The organism is Leifsonia xyli (genome assembly GCA_001647635.1).
Taxonomy (GTDB): domain Bacteria; phylum Actinomycetota; class Actinomycetes; order Actinomycetales; family Microbacteriaceae; genus Leifsonia; species Leifsonia xyli_A.
Window position 1 is genome coordinate 457,467 of the sequence record CP014761.1, and the last position, 20,960, is coordinate 478,426.

Sequence of the window (20,960 nt, forward strand, 5' to 3'; positions counted from 1 at the left end):
GCTACGCCTCGACCGGTCAGAGCGAGACGCGGTTGCGGCCGGTGTTCTTGGCGCGGTACATCGCGGCGTCGGCCGCATCCAGCAACTGCTTCGCCGTCAGCCCAGGCTCGATGGTGATGACGCCGCAGGACGCGGTGACGGTCATCGGTCCGCGCGCGGTCCGGATGGGGTCGGCGATGTCGCGCACCAGGCGGGCGGCGAAGCGTTCACCGTCCTCCTGCGTCGCGGCGGCGCTGAGTACGACGAACTCGTCGCCCGCGAGCCGAGAGATCACATCCGTCGAGCGGCTGTCGCGGGTGAGCCGGTCGGCGATCGCCCGCAGCACGGCGTCGCCCGTCTCGTGCCCGTGCCGGTCGTTGATCGACTTGAACTCGTCCAGGTCGAGGAACAGCAGGACGCCGCCCTCGCCGTCGGTCACGGTCTTCTCGAGCTCGTGCTCGAAGGAGCGCCGGTTGTGCAGCCCGGTGAGGTGGTCGATCAGAGCGAGTTGGGCCAGGTGCGCCTCGCGACGACGGTCGAGTGCCCGGGCGAGGTCGCGCCCGAGCTCGCGGGATTCCTCGGCGACCGATCCCCACGGCAGCGCCGTGCCTTCCACGCTCTGCTTCCACTCGGAGAACGACCGGCGCGGCGACAGCGCGTCATCGCGGTTGGCGGCGGTCTGGTCGCCGAGCCAGCGGATCACCTGGGCGACCTCCTGGCGGAAGAACAGCAGCACGCCGTGCGCGCCGACCGGGACGACCATCAGCCCGGCGAAGCCCGGCATCAGGACGCTGAGCGCCGGATGGGTGCGCGCGAGCTCGTTCGTCGCCAGCGGCTCGGTGCCTGCCGCGGACAGGAGCAGGCTGCGGTCGGTGAGAGGCACGGCGCCGACGCTGCGGCTGACACCGTCGAGGGCGAGGATGACGCCGTCGGCGCCTACCAGGCGGCACAACTCCGGGCCACTCTCGACGAGGGTGATGAGCGGGTCGTCGGATGACGGGACACCGGCGAGCACGGCGGAGCGCTGCTCCCGGATGCTGAGGTCGCGGCGCAGCTGCGCGATCGACTCGAGCGCCCCGAGCTGCAAGGTCAGCTGGGTGGCCAGCACCTCCAGCGCGCGGCGCAACAGGATCGGCATCCGCCGCTCGGTGCGATGGGCGCAGGTGATCATGCCGACCAGCCGGTCCTCCTGGATGAGCGAGAACGACACCGTCGACGCCTGACCCATGTTCCGCATGAATTGGAGGTGGTGCGGCGACACCGCGCGGAGCTCCGCGCTGCTGAGGTCGAGTGGTGGGGAGTCCACCACCGAGACCAGCGGCGTCCCGAGGTCGTCGGTGCTGACGATCTGGCGCGAGAGCTTGGTCAAGTAGAGCGAGCGGGCCTGCTGCGGGATGTCGGAGGCCGGGAAGTGCAGCCCGCGGTACGACTCCATGTCGGGCTCGGACGCCTCGCCGGCGACCTCTCCGTGACCGTCCTCGAAGAAGCGGTACACCATCACCCGGTCGAAGCCGCTGATGCGCTTGACCTCCTCGGCCGCGGCCTGGCGGAGCTCGTCGGCGCCGGCCAGCAGCCCGAGCGAACGGATCGCGCCCACGACGGAGGCTGTCGGAAGGTCGGGCGTCGTCTCGGCTGGCTCCAGCTCGATGATCATCTGACCGCCCTGCCGGTGGGTCACGGCGTCGAAGGCCTCGTCGCCGATCTCGACGCGAATGGGGTCGCCGTGGGTCTCGGCGGTGACGCTCCACTCCAGCGTCGGGCTGTTCAGCTCCGACACCGAGCGGCCGAGCCAGCGGCCGGCGTTCTCACTGACGGTGACGATCTCGTACGTCGCGATGTCGACGACGAAGAGCATCCCGAACGACTGGATGCGACCGGGCGTCCTGATCGGTTCTTTGACGCATTCCTGGAGCCGTCGGAGCTCAGCGGGGTCGAGCCCGATCTGTCCATCCACCACTTGACCCTAATGCACGTTTTCCTGCTTCACCACCGCGCCCGACGCGGCCGGCGACGGCGGCAGGGACGACGCAGGCGCCGAGGGCGAGGCCGCCGTCGACGAGCTCACCGAGTTCGACGGCCCCGACGAGCGGGACGAGTAGGCGACCCTCACGGCGTGCCCCTGGGTCAGCCCGGCACGGACGCCACGGCGTCGATCTCGACCAGTGCACCCGGACGCGCCGGAGACACGGCGAGCACCGTGACGGCCGTGCGGTGGTCGCCCCACACGATGCGGGTCGCGCCGTAGGCGGCGGTCGGATCGATGCCGGGCGCGAGGTGGATGGTCAGCTTCACCACGTGCTCCGGCCCGCTGCGTGCGGCTGCGAGCACCGCGAGCAGGTTGCGCAGCGCCTGCTCCGTCTGCGCCTGGAGTCCGTCGAGCAGCTCGCCCTCCGCATCCACCCCGTTCTGACCGCCGACGAAGAGCAGCCGCCCCGCTGGCGCGATCATTCCCTGAGCGAACGCGGGGCTGCGGAACAGCTCCGGCGGGTCGACGGGCGTCGGTTCTCCGGCCATGACGGGTCCTTTCTCCCTATGCGGCCGATACTGCCGCCGACCACCGACATCGGCGCTCGCGTTACAGTGGAGGCGTGAACCCGCTCATCTCGCAGCCCGTCGGGCGTCTGGAGGTCGTCGGCGCGCTCAGCGCCGGCGCGAGATAGCGCTGTCCCCTCTCCGGTGATTCCGCGCGCTTCGGCGCGCCGTCCGCCGCGCGTCTCCGCACGCTCTCGTGCGCCGCGGCGTCTTCCACGGCCGCATCCGGCCGTGTTCGACCGACCTCCGATAGACAGGTTCATCCATGATCCCCCTGACCGAGAATCAGATCCGCTCCTCCTTCGTCAACGCGTCCCAGCGTGAGCGCAAGGAGGCCACCCTCCCCGACCTGGCGCAGCTGCGCTTCGACGACCTCGACTACCTGGGCTGGCGTGACCGCAAGCAGCCGGCGCTCGGGTACGTCGTCGCCGTCGTCGACGGCGAGCCCGTCGGCGTGCTGCTCCGGCTGGCCGACGGCCGCATCCGCTCGCGTCCCCAGTGCTCGTGGTGCGAGGACGTGCACCTCCCTAACGACGTCGTCTTCTTCATCGCGAAGCGCGCGGGAAAGGCGGGCCGCAACGGCAACACGCTCGGCACGCTCGTCTGCGCCGACTTCCAGTGCTCCGCGAACGTCCGCAAGCGGCCGCCGACCGCCTACGTCGGTTTCGACGTCGAGGCGGCCAGGCAGCAGCGGATCGACGCGCTTCGGGAGCACGTGGACGCCTTCGTCCGCCGGGTAATGGACGGCGACTGATGACGCCACTGCGGGAGGCCGCCGCTCAGGCCGCCTCCCGCAGGAAGTCCTGGTGCCGATAGCCGTCGTCGTCGAGGATGGCGACGGTCGACTCCTCCACCTCGATGAATGCACCGGGCATGTCCGTCAGCGGCTCTGAGACCACCACCTTCGCCTTCTCGCCGAACACGTCGAGCCTCGCCGCATCCGGGTACAGCTCGCGCAGCTCCGGGATGGCCGTCGAGTGGAACAGGGTCCGGCTCTTGTGCGCCGTGGAGTAGCGGAAGGCCCACAGGGTGCGGCCGTCCGACACCGCGACCGTGCCCTGCATCGGGTACTGGATTCCGACCTTCCTCCCCTCCTCCTCGACCCGGCGGATCGCGCGCCCGAGCCCGGCGATGGGGTCGTCCTGCAGACCCTCCGTGAGGGCGAGGTAGAACAGCACCTCGGAGTCCGTCGTGCCGTGGATGAGCGGGTACAGCGAGGGGTCGACGGCGAAGGACAGCTCGCGCTTGGTCTTCGTGAACCCGTCGAGGAAGCCGTTGTGCATGAACAGCCAGTTCTCGTAGCGGAACGGGTGGCAGTTGCTCTGCTGGATGGGCGGTCCGGCCGCCGCGCGCACGTGCCCGAAGAACAGCGGGCTGCTGATGGCGTTGGTGAGCTCGCGGAGGTTCTCGTCGTGCCACGCCGGCTCGATGCTGTGGAAGAGGGACGGTGTGGCCCCCTGCACTGGGTCGCCGCCGTACCAGCCGAACCCGAAGCCGTCGCCGTTCACGGTCTCGTTGCCGAGCGGCGAGTTGAGCGACTGGGCGACCAGCGAGTGCTGCGTGTCCAGGATGAGCTCGGCGGGCTTCAACGGCTCCCCCGAGTATGCGAGCCAACGGCACATGACTTTCCTCCCCGAGGTTCCGGATGCGTCCGGGTGCGGACGGCCGCACCCTAACCCGCGGCGACGCATGGCGGGAATACAGAAAACGGCCGTCACTCCTTCGTCTGGGCGCTGTCAAGGCCTGGCCGCAGAACACGCGGTCCGCTTCACTGGACGCATGACGACGCGCACGGTCTTCCTTCGGCAAGGGCTGGAGGTGGCGGAGATCTCGGACCACGAGTGGCGGATCAGCGATGCCGAGGCCGCCGCGCTCGGAGCACCCTCCGTCGTCGGCTTCGTCCTTCAGCTGGACGGCATGTTCGAGGTCACGCAGATCGGGCGGCCAGGGCGCCGCACGTACTTCCGGTCGTTCGACGCGGCGTTACGGGAACTGCGCGGCTGACACGCGCTTCGGCCCGGCCGGTCGATCGCCGGCCCGGTCATGCGATCGTCGGCGTCGCGAGGTCTTTCGCCGTAACCGGCACCACGACGACCGGTCTCCGCTGGTCGTGCGTCAGCCGCGCGCCGACGGAGCCGGCCAGCCAGTTCTCCAGCGTGTTGGAGAAGCCGGGCCGATGCGTCCCGACGACGACGAGCCGCGCATCCGTCTCGGCCGCCAGCCGACCCAGCGCCTTGGCCGGGTCTCCCGCGAGCAGCCGCACCGACCAGGCGATCGGCGCGATGCCGGTGTCGGCCAGCGCCGACTCGATCGCGGATGTGAGTGCCAGCGCGGCTTCGCCCTCCCCCGCTCCCACCTCGGTCGGATGCAGTGACTCCTCCGCGACCTCGCCGGGCTTGTCCCACTCGGTGAGGTAGCTGTCCTCCGACACATAGGCGCAGAGCAATGGCCTGCTCAGCTCGACCGCCAGCCGAGCCGCCTCTATCAGCACGGCCCGCGATTGACCCCGGTGCACTCCGACGATCACCGGACGGTCCCGCGCGGCGGCATCCTCCTCCCGAGCGTGGTCGCCCTCGGCGGTCATCAGTCGCTCGACGCCTGCGGTGTGCCCGCGATGTTCACCAACCACTGCACGCCGAACCGGTCGATCGCCATGCCGAAGCTGTCGCCCCAGGGCGCCTTGTTGAGCGGCTCGAGCACGGTGCCGCCTTCGATCAGCTTGTCCCAGTAGCCGGTGAGCTCCGCCTCGTCGTCCCCGCTCAGCGAGATGGAGATGTTCGAGCCCTCCTGGAGGTCCATGTGGGCGGGGACGTCGGCGGCCATCAGGGTGAAGCCGCTCGGCGACGTGAGCTGCGAGTGCATGATCAGGTCGTTGTCCGCGGGGTCTTGCGCCATCTGGTAGTCGGCGAAGGTGCTGCGCTGCACTTCACCGCCGAAGACGGACTGGTAGAAGTCCATCGCCTCGCGCGCGGACGCGCGGAAGTTGAGGTAGGGGTTCAGGGTCGACGGCATGGTGTCCTCCTCGTGAGAGCTCGTGGATGCCCGTTCGCCGCTCAGCGTAGCGAGCGGTGCGGGCGCGTCACCAGAGCGCAGAGATCCGGAAAAGCATGCGAAGGATCGGGCTCACTCAGCGCCGGTACGCGGCCACGAACAGTTCGCCGCGGATCTCACCCAATCGCCCGAGAATCCGGTCGACGAGCGCGTCGGTCACGCCGCCGGCCGACACGTCGAACGGCCCGATCGGCTGCAGCTTTCCGCACCGCACCCGGACGACCTCCCAGCCGACGGCGCGCAGCAGGCGGTCCTTGCGGCGATCCGACTCCTCGCGCGGGCCCACGTGCTCCAGGCCGTGCCGCCCGGTGGTGTCGTACTCGATGGCGACCTTCAGCTCGGGGATGAGGATGTCCGGCCAGACCTCGAGGTGCGCGTGGAACGGCCTCGCCACCCGCACGGCGTTGGCGTCGAGCGACACATCCAGTCGCGCCGCCAGCCGCCGCTTCAACTCCGGTTCGGCGGCGGACGCGGGAACCGGCGCCCACCGACTGACGAACGCCTCCCCCACCGCGACCCGGTCGGCCCCGCCGCGCGCGTGCCGGCAGATCGGGCACCGACGCCCGCCGAGGATGCGCTCGATCGTCGCCTGGTAAGCGGGATGGCCCTCCTGGCACTGCCACGAGAACTTCCCCGCTGTGCTGTTCGCCGACGACACCGCCACGCGTGAACCGGGGGCCGCCATGCTCACCAGCTGCTCGCGCGTCAGCGTCTCGCGGTCGAGGCGCCGGCACAGGTAGCACCGGTCGTCGTTTGGGACGTTCTCGATGCGGCGCAGGTCGCGCGCGTGCCCGCAGATATGCAGCCCCGCATCCGGCTTCGGCATCTTCACACCGCGCGGCGCCGCCAGCTCGGCGCATTGCGGGCACCACACCGACCGTCGCCGGGTTCCGCCCGGGCGCGACCGCTGCTCCTCCGGCGTCGCGACGAATATGTGACCCGAGTCGCACTCCCACACCAGGTACACGTCGGCCGCGGGCGGGATCTGGGTCAGCGTGATCCCGTGGTTGAGGTCGGGATAGTACTGCCGCACGAGCACGGGATACCGCTCCCAGTCGGTGCGGTAGCGCCCGATCGGGTACGGCACCGCCGCCCTTTTCGACCACTGGCGGCGCGCCCACCACTGCTCGACGCTCTCGGTCACCGCATCCCTCCTCTCCGGCAGAGCCTAAGCGGGGCCGCCGACACCGTCAGAGCACGAACGGGATGAGGGCCCGGCGCTCGGGCGGATAGTCCGGGAACGTCGAGCGGTACCAGCGGTGATTGGACACGGCCCGCGGCGCGAGGTTCGCCACGGTGTAGAGCGCGAACGCGAGGCCCGCGAGCGACCAGGTCGCGACGGCCCACCCCGTCCACTCGACGATCTCGCCGAGGTAGTTCGGGCTCGACACATAGCGGAAGCCGCCGCTGTGCGGGATGCGGTACCCGCCGCTGCCGTCGCCGCGGAGCCGCCGCAGAGTCCGGTCCGACCGCATGTTCAGCGCGAGTCCGCCCGCGAACAGCGCCACGCCGATCCAGAACCGCGGGTCCGCGAGCCAGGCGGCCGGGTACACGCCGTACTCGGAGATCCACCGCGCGTTGACCCACGCGTTGAGCAGGTTGAACAGGATGGCCAGCAGCATGACGAGCACTGGCATCCGCGATCCCGACCGCATCAGGAACGGGTACACGAACGCCCGGTACACGTAGTGCACCTGCCAGAGCAGCAGGAACAGCAGGGGCACGAGCTCGAAGCGGTGCTCGCCCAGCAGGTAGAACGCCGCGAAGAGGATGGACGCCGGCGCCTCCATCACCACCCAGGCGACACGCGCCGGGACGGTCGGCCCCCACCCGCCGCGCCCGTGCCGCCCGCCGTACGGGGCGACGACGAACAGCAGCGCGACGAAGGTGACGGCGGCGAGCAGCAGCTCGGCGTACACGAACCAGCGGTACGGTCCCTCGGGCATGCCGCCAGGGTAGCGGCAGAGTTCTCGTGGTGTCCGTTACCTCGGTCGCAGGCTCCCTCGGCGCTGGGGTCGCGGCATCGCTCCGCGCTGCCCTCAGCTCCACCGCGCTACTGCTGGGGCGCGTTGGCCGCCGCGAGCAGCCCGTCGATCATCTCCGGCGTGACCGACCCCCCGGCCATCATGCCGATGCGGCCGATCGGGAACGAGCCCATCATCTTGTCCATGGACACGCCCTCCGGCATGATCGTCGACGCCCCCTCGAGCATCTGCGACATCCCGGCCAGCGCCTGCTGCACCATCGGACCGGCGACGGGATGCGCCATCACCTCGGCGAGCGACGACTCGCGCGTCAGCGGCAGCCGCACCTCGTCCCCTGCGACGCCGACGGTCGCCGAGGTCCGCAGGTCACGGCTGGAGGCCCCGACCTCGACCAGGTAGTCGCCGCCCTCCACGATCCAGCGGTCGGCGCGGACGTCCCAGTACGCGAGGTCCTGGCGACGCACGAGGATCGAGACCTCGCGCGACTCCCCCGGCGCCAGTTCCACGGACGCGAACCCCTTGAGCTCGCGCGGCGCGCGCTGCACGCCCGAGCCGGGGAGCGAGATGTACGCCTGCACGACCTCGCGGCCGGCGCGCTGGCCGGTGTTCGTGACCGTCAGGCGCACCTCCAGATCGCCGTCCGCGGTCGTCGTCGCGGTCGCATCCCCGTATCCGAACGCCGTGTACGAGAGACCGTGGCCGAACGGGAAAGCGACCTCCATGCGCCGCGCGTCGTACCAGCGGTAGCCCACGAAGATGCCCTCGCCATAGCGGACGTGCCCCTCCTCCCCCGGGAAGTTGAGGTACGCGGGGGTGTCCTCGAGCCGGAGCGGTACGGTCTCGGTCAGCTTGCCGGACGGCGCGACGGCGCCGAACAGCACGTCGGCCGTGGCCGAACCGCCAGCCTGCCCCAGCAGCCACGCCTCGACGATGGCCGGGACGGACCCGGCGAACGGCAGCGCGACCACGCCGCCGTTCGACAGCACGACGACCGTGCGCGGATTCGCCGCGACGACCGCGTCGATGAGCGCGAGCTGGTCGGCCGGGAGGTCGATGTCCTCCCGGTCGTAGCCCTCGGACTCCAGGCGCGCAGGAAGCCCCGCGAACACGACCGCGACCGACGCGCTGGACGCGGCGGCGACGGCCTCGTCGCGCAGGCGAGCGGTCTCGTCGTCGGTGACATCCAACGCGAGCGAGAAGCCCGGCGCGTACGACGCCTGCGGCGCGACCGTGCGGATGGAGGTGAGCGCGTCATCCAGCCGGGTCGGGTGGATCATCGACGAGCCCGCGCCCTGGTACCGCGGCTTCTCCGCGAAGGCGCCGATCACCGCGATCGACTGGTCGTCTCGCAGTGGGAGCAGCGGAGCGCCGTCGACCTCGTCGTTCTTCAGCAGCACGATGGAACGGGAGGCGGCCTCGCGGGCGAGCGCGTGGTGCGCATCCACGTCGAGCGGTCCCTCGACACGCGGGGTGACGGCCCAGCGGACCGCGAGGTCGGCGTTGCGCTGCGCGGACGCGTCGAGCGCCGCCGCATCGAGCGTCCCGTCGTTCACGGCCGCGACGACCTGCTGGTCGGTGATCCCCCCGTACCCGGCATCTCCAGGTCGAGACCGGCCCGCAGTGCCGAGACTCGGTCGTTCACCGCGCCCCAGTCCGAGACCACCAGCCCCTCGAAGCCCCACTCGTCTCGCAGCACGTCGGTGAGCAGCCAGCGGTTCTCCGAGGCGAACACCCCGTTGATGCGGTTGTACGAGCACATCACCGTGTGCGGCTGGGCGTCCTCGACGACCCGCTGGAAGCCGCGCAGGTAGATCTCGCGCAGTGGACGCGGGTCGACGTCGGACGAGGAGCGCATCCGGTCGTCCTCCTGATTGTTCGCCGCGAAGTGCTTCAGCGAGGCGCCGACGCCCTGCGATTGGATGCCGCGCACGATCCCGCGCCGAGCACGCCGGAGACGATCGGGTCCTCGCTGAGATACTCGAAGTTGCGGCCGCACAGCGGGGAGCGCTTGATGTTGATGCCCGGGCCGAGGATGACGGCCACGTCCTCGATGGACGACTCGACGCCCAGGGCGGTGCCGACGCGCTCGGCGAGCTCCACATCCCACGAGGAGCCGAGGGCGACCGCCGGCGGGAAGCAGGTGGCCGGGACGCTGTCGCCGATCCCGAGGTGGTCGCCGCCCTCGCGCTGCTTGCGCAGCCCGTGCGGGCCGTCGGTGAGCATCACGGACGGGATGTCGCCGACCGCCTTGGTGCGCCAGAAGCTCTCGCCGCTTGTGAGCGCCGCCTTCTCCTCGACGGTCAGTCCGCTGAGGTCGGCGCGCGCGCCTGTCGTGGTGTCGGTCATGGGGTTCCTTTCGGTGTGATGGTCAGCGGGTCGCCTTGATGGGCCACACGGCCAGCGCCCCCAGGATGCCGAGGACGATCGCGATCGGGAAGAGCGCGGCGTAGCCGAAGGCGAGCACGATGGCGCCGGCGACTCCCGGGGCGAGGGTCTGCGGGAGGGTGGCGGCGATGTTCACGACGCCGAGATCCTTCGCGAACGACTTCGCCGACGGGAGCACCTCGCTCATCAGCGCGGTGTCGACGGCCTGGAACATCCCGAAGCCGAAGCCCGAGAGCACGGTCATGATGATCCAGGCGTTCACGTCCGGCCAGATCCACGGCAGCAGGAAGCCGAGGCTGACGACAGCGGCGGAGGCGAAGACGAACGGCTTGCGGCGGCCGAACCGGTCGGAGAGCGGGCCGGAGACGATCGTCGAGATGATGATCCCGACCAGGCTCAGCAGGCCGAGCAGCGGGATGAGCTGTTCCGGGTGCTCGACGTGGAAGTAGTCGGTGAGCAGGAACAGCTGGAAGCCGGTCACCGCGAAGTAGCCGGTGTAGAGGAGCAGCCGGCCGGTGAACGCCCAGAAGAAGTCGGGATGCGCGATCGGGTTCACCCAGAAGGTCTTGAGGAACTGGACGAAGGTGAACGGCTCGCGCTCGAGGCGGGTGCTCGAGTAGTCCGGGTTGAACAGGACGAACAGGCTCAGCACGACGAGCGAGAACACGGCGAAGAACACGTACCCGACGGTGAGGCTGTTGAAGAAGAGGGAGCCGACGATCTGGCCGCCGAGAGCGCCCACCATGAGGCCGATGCCGGACAGCGCGGCGAAGGTGCCGCGGCGCTTGAGCGGGACGCGGTCGGGCATGATCGCGGTCAGCGGGCCCTGCGCGAAGTTGTAGCTGATCTGCACCAGCGTCCAGGCGATGACCACGCCGACCAGGGTGTTCGCGAAGGCGAGCCCGATCAGCGACAGGCCGCCCGCGAGTGAGCCGATGACGATCCAGGGCGCGCGCCTCCCGAAGCGGGACCGCGTCCGGTCGGAGATCTGCCCCGCGATCGGCTGCGCGATCATCGCGGCGAAGGCGCCGATCGTCGCCGCGATCGTCAGGTTGGCGACCTTGTCCTGCTCGCCGAACAGCACGGTGATCTGCTGTGGGAGCAGGATGCCCGGCAGCGCGCCCCAGATCAGGTAGATGCCGAGGTTGGCGGGGACGATCCACAGCATCAGGCGGCCGAGGCCCTTGATCGGCGCGGGCGGGTCGTCGTTCCCGGCTGCGGTGCCGACGAAGGTGTTGGTCGTGACCGGTGGGACGGAGGTGTCTGACGTCATTGTCGTGGGGGTCCTCTCACCATCCACCGTGGATGGTGGCAAAACCTTACGTCACTCGGTTTTGGAAAAGCAAGCGTCGTTCGGGTTTATGCTCGGGTCATGGCACGACGGGGCGCGTACGCGAAGGGTGTGGCCAAGCGGGAGGAGATCCTGGAGGCCGCGCTCGACGTCATCGCGCGCGAGGGCTGGCATGGCGCGTCGGTGAAGGAGCTGGCCGAGGCCGTCGGGCTGTCGCAGGCCGGGTTGCTGCACTACTTCGGCAGCAAGGACGAGCTGTTCACCGCCATCCTCCGCAAGCGCGATGAGGTGGATGCGCGGCGTTTCGGCGGCATCGACGAGAACCCGGGCATCGAGCGGATGCGGGAGGGTTTCGTCGGGATCGTCCGGCACAACGCGGAGGTCCCGGGGCTGGTGCAGCTGTTCTCGCGGATGGCCGTGGAGGCCGGCGAAGAGACGCATCCCGCCCACGCGTACTTCGTCGAGCGCAGCGAGGCCCTGCGGCGGATGTTCGCCCGGGCGCTGGCCCAGCGCCAGGAGTCCGGCGACCTGCCGGACGGCGTCGACCCCGAGACGCTGGCCCGCGTCGTCCAGGCGGTCTCCGACGGCATGCAGCTGCAGTGGCTGCAGGACCCGACGGTCGACATGGCCGCGACGGTGGATGCGATGTTCACGCTCCTGGCCGCCCGCTCCCCCGCCGCCCGCGACATCTAGTTGCCGCAACACGCCGTTACCGCCGATGGCGTAGCGGCGTGTTGAGTCACATAGACGAGTGGTGGGGCTTGCGCGGCGCCGGCGGGGCAAGCCTAAGCTCCGGTATGGATGGCGATGCGGCGCTCGAGGTCACGTACCGGAGCTATCTGGTGCGCTGTAATGAGCACCGGTTCGACACGCTGGGCGACTTCGTCCACGATCGCGTCGAGGTCAACGACCGGGTGATGAGCGTTCGCGAGTACGGCGACGGGCTCGCCGAAGTGATCGCGCTCCTCCCCGACTTCCATTGGGAGATTCGGCACCTGGTGATCGACGAGCCCTGGCTGGCGGCGCACCTCGGCGACTCGGGCACGACGCCGAGCGGTGGGACCGTACGGCTCCCGGAGTTCGCCGTCTACCGCTTCGACGAAGGACGAATCACGTCGGTATGGGGAGATCTCGACCGCGACCGGCTGCTTCCTTGAGTTGTGTCGGCACCGCGTCGCGGCTCAGCAGCGAACCGACGACGATGCAGAGATCGTGGGCCCTGCCGGGATCGAACCGACGACATCCACGGTGTAAACGTGGCGCTCTACCAGCTGAGCTAAAGGCCCGTGATGCCGACCAGCCTAGCCGGTCTGAAATGGAGGAGTTCGGATCCGCCGCGCCGGAGGATGTTGCGTTGCGGAGGAGCCGATCGGCTTAGGACCGCACAGACTCCTCCGTTTTGAACGGGAGGAGCGGCAAAGCAGAGTGGACCGGGTCAGACGTGCGCGGGGAGGCGGTCGAGTGCGGCGCGGTAGGAGTCGATCGAGCGGGCCTCGCCCGGCGCGGTGATGAACGACGCGCGGATGATGCCGCGCTCGTCGACGAGGAAGGTCGCGCGGTTCGCGAAGCCCTTCTCGGGGAGGAACACCCCGTACTCCTTCGCGATCTCGCCGTGCGGCCAGAAGTCGGCCAGCAGGGAGAAGGAGTAGCCCTCCTGCTCCGCCCACGCGCGCAGCGCGTACTTGGAGTCGACCGAGATCGCGAGCAGCTCGACCCGGTGGTCCTCGAAGAGGGCGAGGTTGTCGCGCAGAGCGCACAGCTCTCCGGTGCACGTGCCCGAGAACGCGAGCGGGAAGAAGACCAGCGCGACCGCTTTGCGTCCGCGGAAGTCGCTGAGCCGCACGGTCTCGCCGTACTGGTTCAGCAACTCGAAGTCGGGTGCCTGGGTGTCGTTCTCAAGAGCCACGAGGAGACAGCATAAACCTGTCCGATGGGAGCGCCAACCGTGCGGTCAACACCGAGCCCGGAGTGCGGCTAGGCTGAAGGATGGTGTCCACGCTTGTCGAGAACCGACAGCCCAGCGGCACGTCCACGATCCATCCGACACAAGAAAGAGGTCGAGGGTGACTGTAAACGACCAGGACCCGTACTCGGTGAACAACATCGATTCGGACCCGGAGGAGACCGCCGAGTGGCGGGAATCCCTCGACCAACTGGTTGCGGCCCATGGCCACGAGCGTGCTCGCGAGATCATGCTCAGCCTGCTGAAGCGCTCGTCCGAGCTGCACCTCGGCGTCCCGATGGTCCCGACGACGGACTACATCAACACCATCTCCGCGGAGGACGAGCCCGCGTTCCCCGGCGATGAGGAGATCGAGCGCCGCTACCGCGCGTGGATCCGCTGGAACGCGGCCATCATGGTGCACCGCGCGCAGCGCCCCGGCATCGCGGTCGGCGGCCACCTCTCCAGCTACGCTTCCAGCGCGACCCTCTTCGAGGTCGGCTTCAACCACTTCTTCCGCGGCCAGGACCACCCCGGCGGCGGCGACCAGGTCTTCTTCCAGGGCCACGCCTCCCCCGGCGTCTATGCCCGCGCGTTCCTCGAGGGCCGGCTCAGCGCCGACCAGCTCGACGGTTTCCGCCAGGAGAAGTCCCACGCCGGCGGCGGCCTCTCCAGCTACCCGCACCCGCGCCTCATGCCCGACTTCTGGCAGTTTCCGACCGTGTCGATGGGTCTCGGCCCGATCAACGCGATCTACCAGGCGCAGCTCAACAAGTACCTCACCAACCGCGGCATCAAGGACGCCTCCGACCAGCACGTCTGGGCGTTCCTCGGCGACGGCGAGATGGACGAGGTCGAGTCGCGCGGCCAGCTCCAGGTGGCGGCGAACGAGAAGCTCGACAACCTCACCTTCGTCATCAACGCGAACCTGCAGCGGCTCGACGGCCCGGTGCGCGGCAACGGCAAGATCATCCAGGAGCTGGAGAGCTACTTCCGCGGCGCCGGCTGGAACGTCATCAAGGTGATCTGGGGCCGCGAGTGGGACGACCTGCTCGCTCGCGACACCGACGGCGCCTTGGTCAACCTCATGAACCAGACGCCGGACGGCGACTACCAGACGTACAAGACCGAGAACGGCGCGTACGTCCGTGAGAACTTCTTCGGCCGCGACCCGCGCACCCTCGACCTGGTCAAGGACTACACCGACGACCAGGTGTGGGGCCTCAAGCGCGGCGGTCACGACTACCGCAAGGTCTACGCGGCGTTCAAGGCGGCCGTGGAGCACACCGGCCAGCCGACCGTCATCATCGCCAAGACCATCAAGGGCTACGGGCTCGGTCCGTCGTTCGAGGGCCGCAACGCGACCCACCAGATGAAGAAGATGACGCTCGACAACCTGAAGGCGTTCCGCGACGCGATGCGCATCCCGGTGTCGGACGCGCAGCTCGAGGAGAACCCTTACCTCCCGCCGTACTACAACCCCGGCGCCGAGGACGAGACGATCAAGTACCTGCACGAGCGCCGCCGCGACCTGGGCGGCTACGTGCCCGAGCGCCGCGCGAAGTACACGCAGTTCGACCTGCCGGACGACTCCTCGTACGCGATCTCCAAGAAGGGGTCGGGCACGCAGGAGGTCGCCACGACCATGGCGTTCGTCCGCCTGCTGAAAGACCTGCTGCGCTCGAAGGAGTGGGGCAAGCGGATCGTCCCGATCATCCCGGACGAGGCGCGCACCTTCGGCATGGACGCGTTCTTCCCGAACGCGAAGATCTACAACCCGAACGGCCAGAACTACACCTCGGTCGACCGCGAGCTGCTCCTGGCCTACAAGGAGAGCCCGCAGGGCCAGATCATCCACGTCGGCATCAACGAGGCGGGCGCGGTCGCCGCGTTCACCAACGTCGGCACGTCGTACTCGACGCAGGGCGAGCCGCTCATCCCGGTCTACGTCTTCTACTCGATGTTCGGGTTCCAGCGCACGGGCGACGCGCTGTGGGCGGCGGGCGACCAGATGGCGCGCGGCTTCCTCATCGGCGCCACCGCCGGCCGCACCACGCTGACCGGCGAGGGCCTGCAGCACGCCGACGGCCACTCCCCCCTGCTCGCCGCGACGAACCCGGCGGTCGTCTCGTACGACCCGGCGTACGGCTACGAGATCGGCCACATCGTGCGCGCCGGCCTGGAGCGCATGTACGGCGGCAATCACCCTGACCCGAACGTCATGTACTACCTGACGGTCTACAACGAGCCGATGGTGCAGCCGGCCGAGCCCGAGGGCGTGGATGTGGACGGCATCGTCCACGGCATCCACCGCCTCCGCGTCGCCGAGAACCAGGGCCCGAAGGCCCAGCTGCTCGCGTCCGGTGTCGCGGTCCCGTGGGCGCTCGAGGCCCAGCAGCTGCTGGCGCAGGACTGGGGCGTCTCGGCCGACGTGTGGAGCGTCACCTCGTGGGGCGAGCTGCGCCGCGACGGCCTCAAGGCGGAGGAGCACAACTTCCTCTACCCGCAGCAGGAGAAGCAGGTGCCGTACGTCACCCGCAAGCTGCAGGACGCCGAGGGTCCGTTCGTCGCCGTGACCGACTACGAGCACGCGGTGCCCGACCAGATCCGTCAGTTCGTGCCCGGCGAGTACGCCACGCTCGGCGCCGACGGCTTCGGCTTCTCGGACACCCGCCCGGCCGCGCGCCGCTTCTTCAAGATCGACGGCCCGTCGATGGTGGTCCGCACGCTCGAGTTGCTCGCGGCCCGCGGCCAGGTCGACCCGAACGCTCCCGCGTGGGCGATCGAGAAGTACCTGCTGCACGACGTCAACGCCGGCACCACCGGTTCTGCGGGCGGCGAGGCGTAACACCGCCGTGGCAGGAAGCCAGGTAGAGAGGACGAAGCCCGAGACGCTCGCGTGGCTGCGCAAGATCTCGGGTGAGCTGGCCACGACCACGCTCAAGAAGCTCGAGGACACCCTTCCCTGGTACCGCGACATGCCACCGGGCCGGCGCAGCGCCGTCGGCCTGGTGGCCCAGGCGGGCATCTCGTCGTTCATCTCGTGGTACGACGACCCGCGGTCGACGCCGTGGATCGCAGCCGACGTGTTCGGCGCCGCCCCGCGCGAGCTGCTGCGCAGCGTGAGCCTGCAGCAGACCCTCCAGCTGATCAAGATCACCGTGGAGGTCGTCGAGGAGCGGGTCAAATCGGCGGGCGGCGAGGACCTGCGGGAGGCCATCCTGCTCTACTCGCGGGAGATCGCGTTCGCCGCGGCAGACGTCTACGCGCGCGCCGCCGAGGCCCGCGGCCTCTGGGACGCGCGGCTCGAGGCTCTGGTCGTCGACAGCATCCTGACCGGCGAGTACGACGACGAACTGCCCAGCCGGATCGCCGCCCTCGGCTGGCACGGGCACGGTGAGGTCAGCGTGCTCGTCGGCACCGCGCCGAAGATGCTCGATGTCGACCAGCTGCGCCGCACCGCGCGGCACATGTCGGCGGACGTGCTGATCGGCGTGCAGGGCAGCCGGCTCGTCCTGGTGATCGGCCGGGCGTGGCCGAGCGACAGCACCCCGGACGACGCGATCGGCCCGGCTCCGGTGGTCTCGTTCCTCGAGATCGCCTCCCAGCTCGAGCCCGGGTTCGGACCGGGCCACCTGGTGCTCGGCCACGAGGTTCCGAGCCTGGTGGACGCGTCCAAGAGCGCCAAGGCGGCCCTCGCCGGGTTCGCGGTGGCGAAGGCGTGGCGCAACTGCCCGCGTCCGGTGCACGCCGACGACCTGCTGCCGGAGCGGGCGCTCGCGGGCGACGGCCTCGCCCGCGCCACGCTGATCAGCCGCATCTACCGCCCACTGCAGGCGTACTCGTCCGAGCTGCTGACGACGCTCTGGTGCTACCTCGACAACGGCCGCTCGCTGGAGGCGACGGCGCGCGAGCTGTTCGTGCATCCCAACACGGTCCGATACCGGCTGAAGCGCGTGTCGGAGGTCATCGGCTGGGATGCGACGGGCGCGCGCGAGGCGCTCATCCTGCAGGCGGCGCTCATCGTCGGCTCGATCAACGAGCCGGATTCGCCTCGGCGCGGCGGCTGAGTTGTAGACAGCCACAAGCATTCTTCGAATACTTCGTATCCATCCGACACATCCGCCCAGCGGAAGATTGGCAGACTGGAAACCGTGATCGTCATCGTGTGCCCGGGGCAGGGATCCCAGACCCCGGGCTTCCTCGAGCCCTGGCTCGCCGAATCCTCGTTCCGCGATCAGCTCACCGGCATCTCCGACGCGGTCGGCATCGACCTCGTCGCGCACGGCACCGTGAGCGACGCCGACACCATCCGCGACACCGCGGTGGCGCAGCCGCTGATCGTCTCGGCCGGCCTGCTGACGCTGTCCGCCCTGTTCGCCGACGGTCGCCGCGAGCGCGTCGGCGGGATCGCCGGGCACTCGGTCGGCGAGTTGACGGCCGCGGCCGGTGCGGGCGTGCTGAGCGAGACCGATGCCGTCGCGTTCGTGCGCGAGCGCGGCGCCGCGATGGCCACGGCGGCCGCCGAGGTGCAGACCGGCATGAGCGCGGTCCTCGGTGCTGACGAGGGCGAGCTCCTCGCGCGCCTCGACGAGCTGGGCCTCTCCCCCGCCAACTACAACGGCGGCGGTCAGATCGTGGTCGCGGGAGCCCTGGACGCGCTGGCCCAGCTGGCCGAGAACCCGCCGGCCCGTGCACGCGTGATCCCGCTGCAGGTCGCCGGCGCGTTCCACACGCGCTACATGGCTCCGGCCGTCCCCGCGCTGGAGGAGTTCGCGTCCACGCTGACGACGAACGACCCGACCCTGCGCCTCTGGACCAACAAGGACGGCTCCGAGGTGACCGACGGCGCCGAGTTCCTCCGCCTGCTCGTCGGGCAGGTCTCGTCGCCGGTGCGCTGGGACCTCGACATGAAGGCGTTCGAGCAGGCCGGGGTCACCGGTCTCATCGAGGTCGCCCCCGCGGGCGCTTTGGTCGGACTCGCCAAGCGCGGCCTCAAGGGCGTCCCGACCGTCGCCATCAAGACCCCGGACGACCTGCCGGCCGCCTTCGACCTCATCGACCAGGAGGCCTGATGACCCACCCCACGCTGCAGCAGTCGCACGGCCCGCAGTACACCCGCATCCTCTCGATCGGCGCGGCGCGCGGCGACCTCGTCGTGCCGAACGACGACCTGGTCGGCCCGATCAACTCCTCCGACGAGTGGATCCGGCAGCGCACCGGCATCATCACGCGCACGCGGGCCAGCCACGACGTCCTCGCCGTCGACCTCGCCACCGAGGCCTCGAAGGAGGCCATCGCGAAGTCCGGCGTCGACCCGTCGCTCATCGACGCGGTGATCGTCGCCACCATCTCGAACGTGCAGCAGACGCCGTCGCTCGCCGCCGTGCTCGCCGACCGCGTCGGCTCGAACCCGGCCGCGGCCTATGACATGAACGCCGCCTGCGCCGGATACACGTACGGCATCGCCCAGGCGGATGCGCTCATCCGCGCGGGCGTCGCCCACTACGCGCTCGTCGTCGGCGCCGAGAAGCTGTCCGACGTCGTCGACCCGACCGACCGCACCATCTCCTTCCTGCTGGGCGACGGCGCGGGCGCCGTGGTCATCGGCCCGAGCGAGTACCCGGGCATCTCGAAGACGGTCTGGGGCTCCGACGGCTCCAAGGCCGACGCGGTCGGGATGAACGGCACGCTCACCGAGTTCCGCGACGGCGAGAAGGAGTGGCCCACGCTCCGCCAGGAGGGCCAGACGGTCTTCCGCTGGGCCGTGTGGGAGATGGCGAAGGTCGCCAAGCGCGCCCTGGACGAGGCCGGGGTCGCCCCCGACCAGCTCGCGGCGTTCATCCCCCACCAGGCGAACATGCGCATCGTCGACGAGTTCGCCAAGCAGCTCAAGCTGCCCGAGACCGTCGCGATCGCGCGCGACATCGAGACGACGGGCAACACGTCCGCCGCGTCCATCCCCCTCGCGACCCACCGACTGCTCCAGGAGCACCCGGAGCTGAGCGGCGGTCTGGCGCTCCAGATCGGCTTCGGCGCCGGTCTGGTCTTCGGCGCCCAGGTCGTCGTGCTGCCCTAGACTGTTTCCCGGTCACAACGACACCCCCTCAAGGAGAGAAAACCATGGCATTGTCCACCGAAGAAGTTCTTGCCGGCCTGGCCGAGCTCATCAACGACGAGACCGGCATCGCGACCGACACGGTTGAGCTGGACAAGTCGTTCACGGACGACCTCGACATCGACTCGATCTCGATGATGACCATCGTGGTCAACGCCGAGGACAAGTTCGACGTCAAGATCCCCGACGAGGAGGTCAAGAACCTCAAGACCGTCGGAGACGCGGTCGAGTTCATCGTCAAGGCGCAGGACGCCTAAGGCTCAGGCCTGATTTCTCCGCGCGGGCGGCGCTCCCCCCGGATCGCCGCCCGCGCGTGCGGGAGCGCTCTGACTCCCGCGACTCCACTCACAGAGAGTTGCCGTTATGACCAAGAAGATCGTCGTCACCGGCGTGGGCGCATCCTCGCCGCTCGGTGGCACCGCCCCTGAGAGCTGGACCGCGCTGCTCGCCGGCGAGTCCGGAGCCCGCACGCTCGAGCACGACTGGGTCGCCCAGTACGAGCTCCCCGTCACGTTCGCCGCCGAGGCGAAGGTGCGCCCCGAGGAGGTGCTGGAGCGTCCCGTCGCCAAGCGCCTCGACCCGTCCAGCCAGTTCGCGCTGATCTCCGCCATGGAGGCCTGGGAGGACGCCGGCCGCCCGGACGTCGCGCCCGAGCGCCTCGGCGTCGACTACGCCACCGGCATCGGCGGCGTGTGGACGCTGCTCGACGCCTGGGACACCCTCCGCGACCGCGGCCCGCGCCGCGTGCTGCCGATGACCGTGCCGATGCTCATGCCGAACGCGGCCTCGGCCGCCGTCTCCATGCACTTCGAGGCCCGCGCGTTCGCCCGCACCGTCGCCTCCGCGTGCGCGTCGAGCACCGAGTCCCTCGTCAACGCCTACGAGCACCTGCAGGCGGGCCTCGCCGACGTGGTCATCGCGGGCGGAACCGAGTCGGCCATCCACCCCATCACCGTCGCGTCGTTCTCGTCGATGCAGGCGCTGTCGCGCCGCAACGACGACCCGGCGCACGCCTCCCGCCCGTACAGCGTCGACCGTGACGGCTTCGTCATGGGCGAGGGCGCGGCCAGCCTCGTGCTCGAGACCGAGGAGCACGCGCTCGCCCGCGGCGCCCGCATCTACGCGGAGCTCGCCGGCGGCGGCGTGACCGCCGACTCGTACCACATCACCGCGAACGACCCCGAGGGCCGCGGCGCCAGCCGGGCCGTCCACCTGGCGCTGCGCCAGGCGGGCGCCACCCCGGACGACGTCACGCACATCAACGCCCACGCGACGAGCACGCCGGTCGGCGACCCGTCCGAGTACGTCGCCCTGCGCGAGGTGTTCGGCGACCGGGTGCACGGCATCCCGGTGTCGGCCACGAAGGCGTCCACCGGGCACCTCCTCGGCGGCACCGGAGCGCTGGAGGCGGTCTTCACGATCTTCGCGATCCGCGACCGCCAGGCCCCGCCGACGATCAACATCACCGAGATGGACCCGGCGATCCCGCTGCAGGTGAAGGGCGAGCCGCAGCCGCTGGGCGACGGCGCACAGCTGGCGATCAGCAACTCCTTCGGCTTCGGCGGCCACAACGCCGTGGCCGCGTTCCGCAGCTACTGATTCCTCCGCACAGCAGAAGGCCCCGGTCTCGTGACCGGGGCCTTCTGCGTGTCACCGCGTGCGGGCGGCCGGAGCCGG

The 20,960-nt window shown here is 70.0% G+C and carries 19 protein-coding genes, 1 tRNA gene and 1 pseudogene; 10 read left to right on the top strand and 11 right to left on the bottom strand.

The genetic code is table 11. The features are described from left to right. Positions 1 to 16: 16 nt before the first annotated feature. Both A0130_02305 and A0130_02310 read right to left on the bottom strand, forming a co-directional pair. Positions 17 to 1,834 carry a hypothetical protein gene (locus A0130_02305; protein ID ANF33262.1) on the bottom strand — a complete coding sequence of 606 codons (1,818 nt, stop codon included), beginning with the start codon at positions 1,832 to 1,834 and terminating at the stop codon, positions 17 to 19. Between the two features lie 269 nt (positions 1,835 to 2,103). Next, entirely contained in the window at positions 2,104 to 2,493 is a 390-nt protein-coding gene (locus A0130_02310) for a translation initiation inhibitor (protein ID ANF30659.1), read from the bottom strand. A gap of 283 nt (positions 2,494 to 2,776) precedes the next feature. Here A0130_02310 and A0130_02315 point away from each other — a divergent pair, with 283 nt between their 5' ends. Continuing rightward, positions 2,777 to 3,265: a translation elongation factor gene (locus tag A0130_02315; GenBank protein ANF30660.1), complete on the top strand. Its 489-nt coding sequence runs from the start codon at positions 2,777 to 2,779 to the stop codon at positions 3,263 to 3,265. A 25-nt stretch (positions 3,266 to 3,290) separates the two neighbouring features. On the opposite strand, the gene A0130_02320 is transcribed toward A0130_02315, so the two are convergent. Continuing rightward, entirely contained in the window at positions 3,291 to 4,133 is an 843-nt protein-coding gene (locus A0130_02320) for a class II glutamine amidotransferase (protein ID ANF30661.1), read from the bottom strand. A gap of 121 nt (positions 4,134 to 4,254) precedes the next feature. On the opposite strand from A0130_02320, the gene A0130_02325 reads away from it, so the two are divergent. Continuing rightward, complete coding sequence (locus tag A0130_02325) at positions 4,255 to 4,515, top strand: hypothetical protein (protein ID ANF33263.1); 261 nt, start codon at positions 4,255 to 4,257, stop codon at positions 4,513 to 4,515. A 37-nt stretch (positions 4,516 to 4,552) separates the two neighbouring features. Here A0130_02325 and A0130_02330 read toward each other — a convergent pair whose 3' ends face one another. From A0130_02330 to A0130_02355, 6 genes and pseudogenes are all read right to left on the bottom strand, one after another. Then, positions 4,553 to 5,095: a hypothetical protein gene (locus tag A0130_02330; GenBank protein ID ANF30662.1), complete on the bottom strand. Its 543-nt coding sequence runs from the start codon at positions 5,093 to 5,095 to the stop codon at positions 4,553 to 4,555. Next, positions 5,095 to 5,523, bottom strand: coding sequence for a hypothetical protein (locus tag A0130_02335; GenBank protein ANF30663.1), 429 nt, complete (start codon positions 5,521 to 5,523; stop codon positions 5,095 to 5,097). The genes A0130_02330 and A0130_02335 overlap by 1 nt, the downstream gene beginning before the upstream one ends. A gap of 115 nt (positions 5,524 to 5,638) precedes the next feature. Continuing rightward, complete coding sequence (locus tag A0130_02340) at positions 5,639 to 6,706, bottom strand: hypothetical protein (protein ID ANF30664.1); 1,068 nt, start codon at positions 6,704 to 6,706, stop codon at positions 5,639 to 5,641. A gap of 46 nt (positions 6,707 to 6,752) precedes the next feature. Further along, entirely contained in the window at positions 6,753 to 7,508 is a 756-nt protein-coding gene (locus tag A0130_02345; GenBank protein ANF30665.1) for a 3-oxo-5-alpha-steroid 4-dehydrogenase, read from the bottom strand. Between the two features lie 107 nt (positions 7,509 to 7,615). Continuing rightward, positions 7,616 to 9,893: pseudogene (locus A0130_02350) on the bottom strand (glycosyl hydrolase). Between the two features lie 22 nt (positions 9,894 to 9,915). Continuing rightward, positions 9,916 to 11,205 carry a hypothetical protein gene (locus A0130_02355; GenBank protein ID ANF30666.1) on the bottom strand — a complete coding sequence of 430 codons (1,290 nt, stop codon included), beginning with the start codon at positions 11,203 to 11,205 and terminating at the stop codon, positions 9,916 to 9,918. Positions 11,206 to 11,304: 99 nt separating this feature from the next. Here A0130_02355 and A0130_02360 point away from each other — a divergent pair, with 99 nt between their 5' ends. Continuing rightward, positions 11,305 to 11,916 carry a TetR family transcriptional regulator gene (locus A0130_02360; protein ID ANF30667.1) on the top strand — a complete coding sequence of 204 codons (612 nt, stop codon included), beginning with the start codon at positions 11,305 to 11,307 and terminating at the stop codon, positions 11,914 to 11,916. 104 nt (positions 11,917 to 12,020) lie between these two features. After that, on the top strand, positions 12,021 to 12,380 hold the full coding sequence (locus A0130_02365; protein ID ANF30668.1) for a hypothetical protein: 360 nt from the start codon (positions 12,021 to 12,023) through the stop codon (positions 12,378 to 12,380). Between the two features lie 53 nt (positions 12,381 to 12,433). Here A0130_02365 and A0130_02370 read toward each other — a convergent pair. Both A0130_02370 and A0130_02375 read right to left on the bottom strand, forming a co-directional pair. Beyond that, positions 12,434 to 12,509, bottom strand: a tRNA-Val gene (locus A0130_02370). A gap of 149 nt (positions 12,510 to 12,658) precedes the next feature. Beyond that, a complete protein-coding gene (locus tag A0130_02375) occupies positions 12,659 to 13,129 on the bottom strand; it encodes a peroxiredoxin (GenBank protein ANF30669.1) in 471 nt (156 codons plus the stop codon). Between the two features lie 157 nt (positions 13,130 to 13,286). Here A0130_02375 and A0130_02380 point away from each other — a divergent pair, with 157 nt between their 5' ends. The 6 genes from A0130_02380 (at position 13,287) to A0130_02405 (ending at position 20,882) form a co-directional block, all read left to right on the top strand. Continuing rightward, positions 13,287 to 16,013 (top strand): pyruvate dehydrogenase (acetyl-transferring), homodimeric type, encoded by a 2,727-nt coding sequence (locus A0130_02380; protein ID ANF30670.1) that lies wholly within the window; start codon positions 13,287 to 13,289, stop codon positions 16,011 to 16,013. Continuing rightward, the gene (locus A0130_02385) at positions 15,994 to 17,235 is read left to right on the top strand and encodes a PucR family transcriptional regulator (GenBank protein ANF30671.1); all 1,242 of its coding nucleotides are present in this window, start codon (positions 15,994 to 15,996) and stop codon (positions 17,233 to 17,235) included. The genes A0130_02380 and A0130_02385 overlap by 20 nt, the downstream gene beginning before the upstream one ends. Before the next feature lie 84 nt (positions 17,236 to 17,319). Beyond that, complete coding sequence (locus A0130_02390; protein ID ANF30672.1) at positions 17,320 to 18,240, top strand: ACP S-malonyltransferase; 921 nt, start codon at positions 17,320 to 17,322, stop codon at positions 18,238 to 18,240. After that, positions 18,240 to 19,244 carry a 3-oxoacyl-ACP synthase gene (locus A0130_02395; protein ANF30673.1) on the top strand — a complete coding sequence of 335 codons (1,005 nt, stop codon included), beginning with the start codon at positions 18,240 to 18,242 and terminating at the stop codon, positions 19,242 to 19,244. Before A0130_02390 ends, A0130_02395 begins: the two co-directional genes overlap by 1 nt. A gap of 44 nt (positions 19,245 to 19,288) precedes the next feature. Beyond that, the gene (locus A0130_02400; GenBank protein ID ANF30674.1) at positions 19,289 to 19,540 is read left to right on the top strand and encodes an acyl carrier protein; all 252 of its coding nucleotides are present in this window, start codon (positions 19,289 to 19,291) and stop codon (positions 19,538 to 19,540) included. A gap of 106 nt (positions 19,541 to 19,646) precedes the next feature. After that, entirely contained in the window at positions 19,647 to 20,882 is a 1,236-nt protein-coding gene (locus tag A0130_02405) for a beta-ketoacyl-[acyl-carrier-protein] synthase II (protein ID ANF30675.1), read from the top strand. Positions 20,883 to 20,960: the final 78 nt, after the last annotated feature.

Coding starts and splice junctions, on each gene's coding strand:
- A0130_02305 (ANF33262.1), bottom strand. CDS start 1,834: ATGCTCTTCGTCGTCGACATCGCGACGTACGAGATCGTCACCGTCAGT.
- A0130_02310 (ANF30659.1), bottom strand. CDS start 2,493: ATGGCCGGAGAACCGACGCCCGTCGACCCGCCGGAGCTGTTCCGCAGC.
- A0130_02315 (ANF30660.1), top strand. CDS start 2,777: ATGATCCCCCTGACCGAGAATCAGATCCGCTCCTCCTTCGTCAACGCG.
- A0130_02320 (ANF30661.1), bottom strand. CDS start 4,133: ATGTGCCGTTGGCTCGCATACTCGGGGGAGCCGTTGAAGCCCGCCGAG.
- A0130_02330 (ANF30662.1), bottom strand. CDS start 5,095: ATGACCGCCGAGGGCGACCACGCTCGGGAGGAGGATGCCGCCGCGCGG.
- A0130_02335 (ANF30663.1), bottom strand. CDS start 5,523: ATGCCGTCGACCCTGAACCCCTACCTCAACTTCCGCGCGTCCGCGCGC.
- A0130_02345 (ANF30665.1), bottom strand. CDS start 7,508: ATGCCCGAGGGACCGTACCGCTGGTTCGTGTACGCCGAGCTGCTGCTC.
- A0130_02355 (ANF30666.1), bottom strand. CDS start 11,205: ATGACGTCAGACACCTCCGTCCCACCGGTCACGACCAACACCTTCGTC.
- A0130_02360 (ANF30667.1), top strand. CDS start 11,305: ATGGCACGACGGGGCGCGTACGCGAAGGGTGTGGCCAAGCGGGAGGAG.
- A0130_02365 (ANF30668.1), top strand. CDS start 12,021: ATGGATGGCGATGCGGCGCTCGAGGTCACGTACCGGAGCTATCTGGTG.
- A0130_02395 (ANF30673.1), top strand. CDS start 18,240: ATGACCCACCCCACGCTGCAGCAGTCGCACGGCCCGCAGTACACCCGC.
- A0130_02400 (ANF30674.1), top strand. CDS start 19,289: ATGGCATTGTCCACCGAAGAAGTTCTTGCCGGCCTGGCCGAGCTCATC.
- A0130_02405 (ANF30675.1), top strand. CDS start 19,647: ATGACCAAGAAGATCGTCGTCACCGGCGTGGGCGCATCCTCGCCGCTC.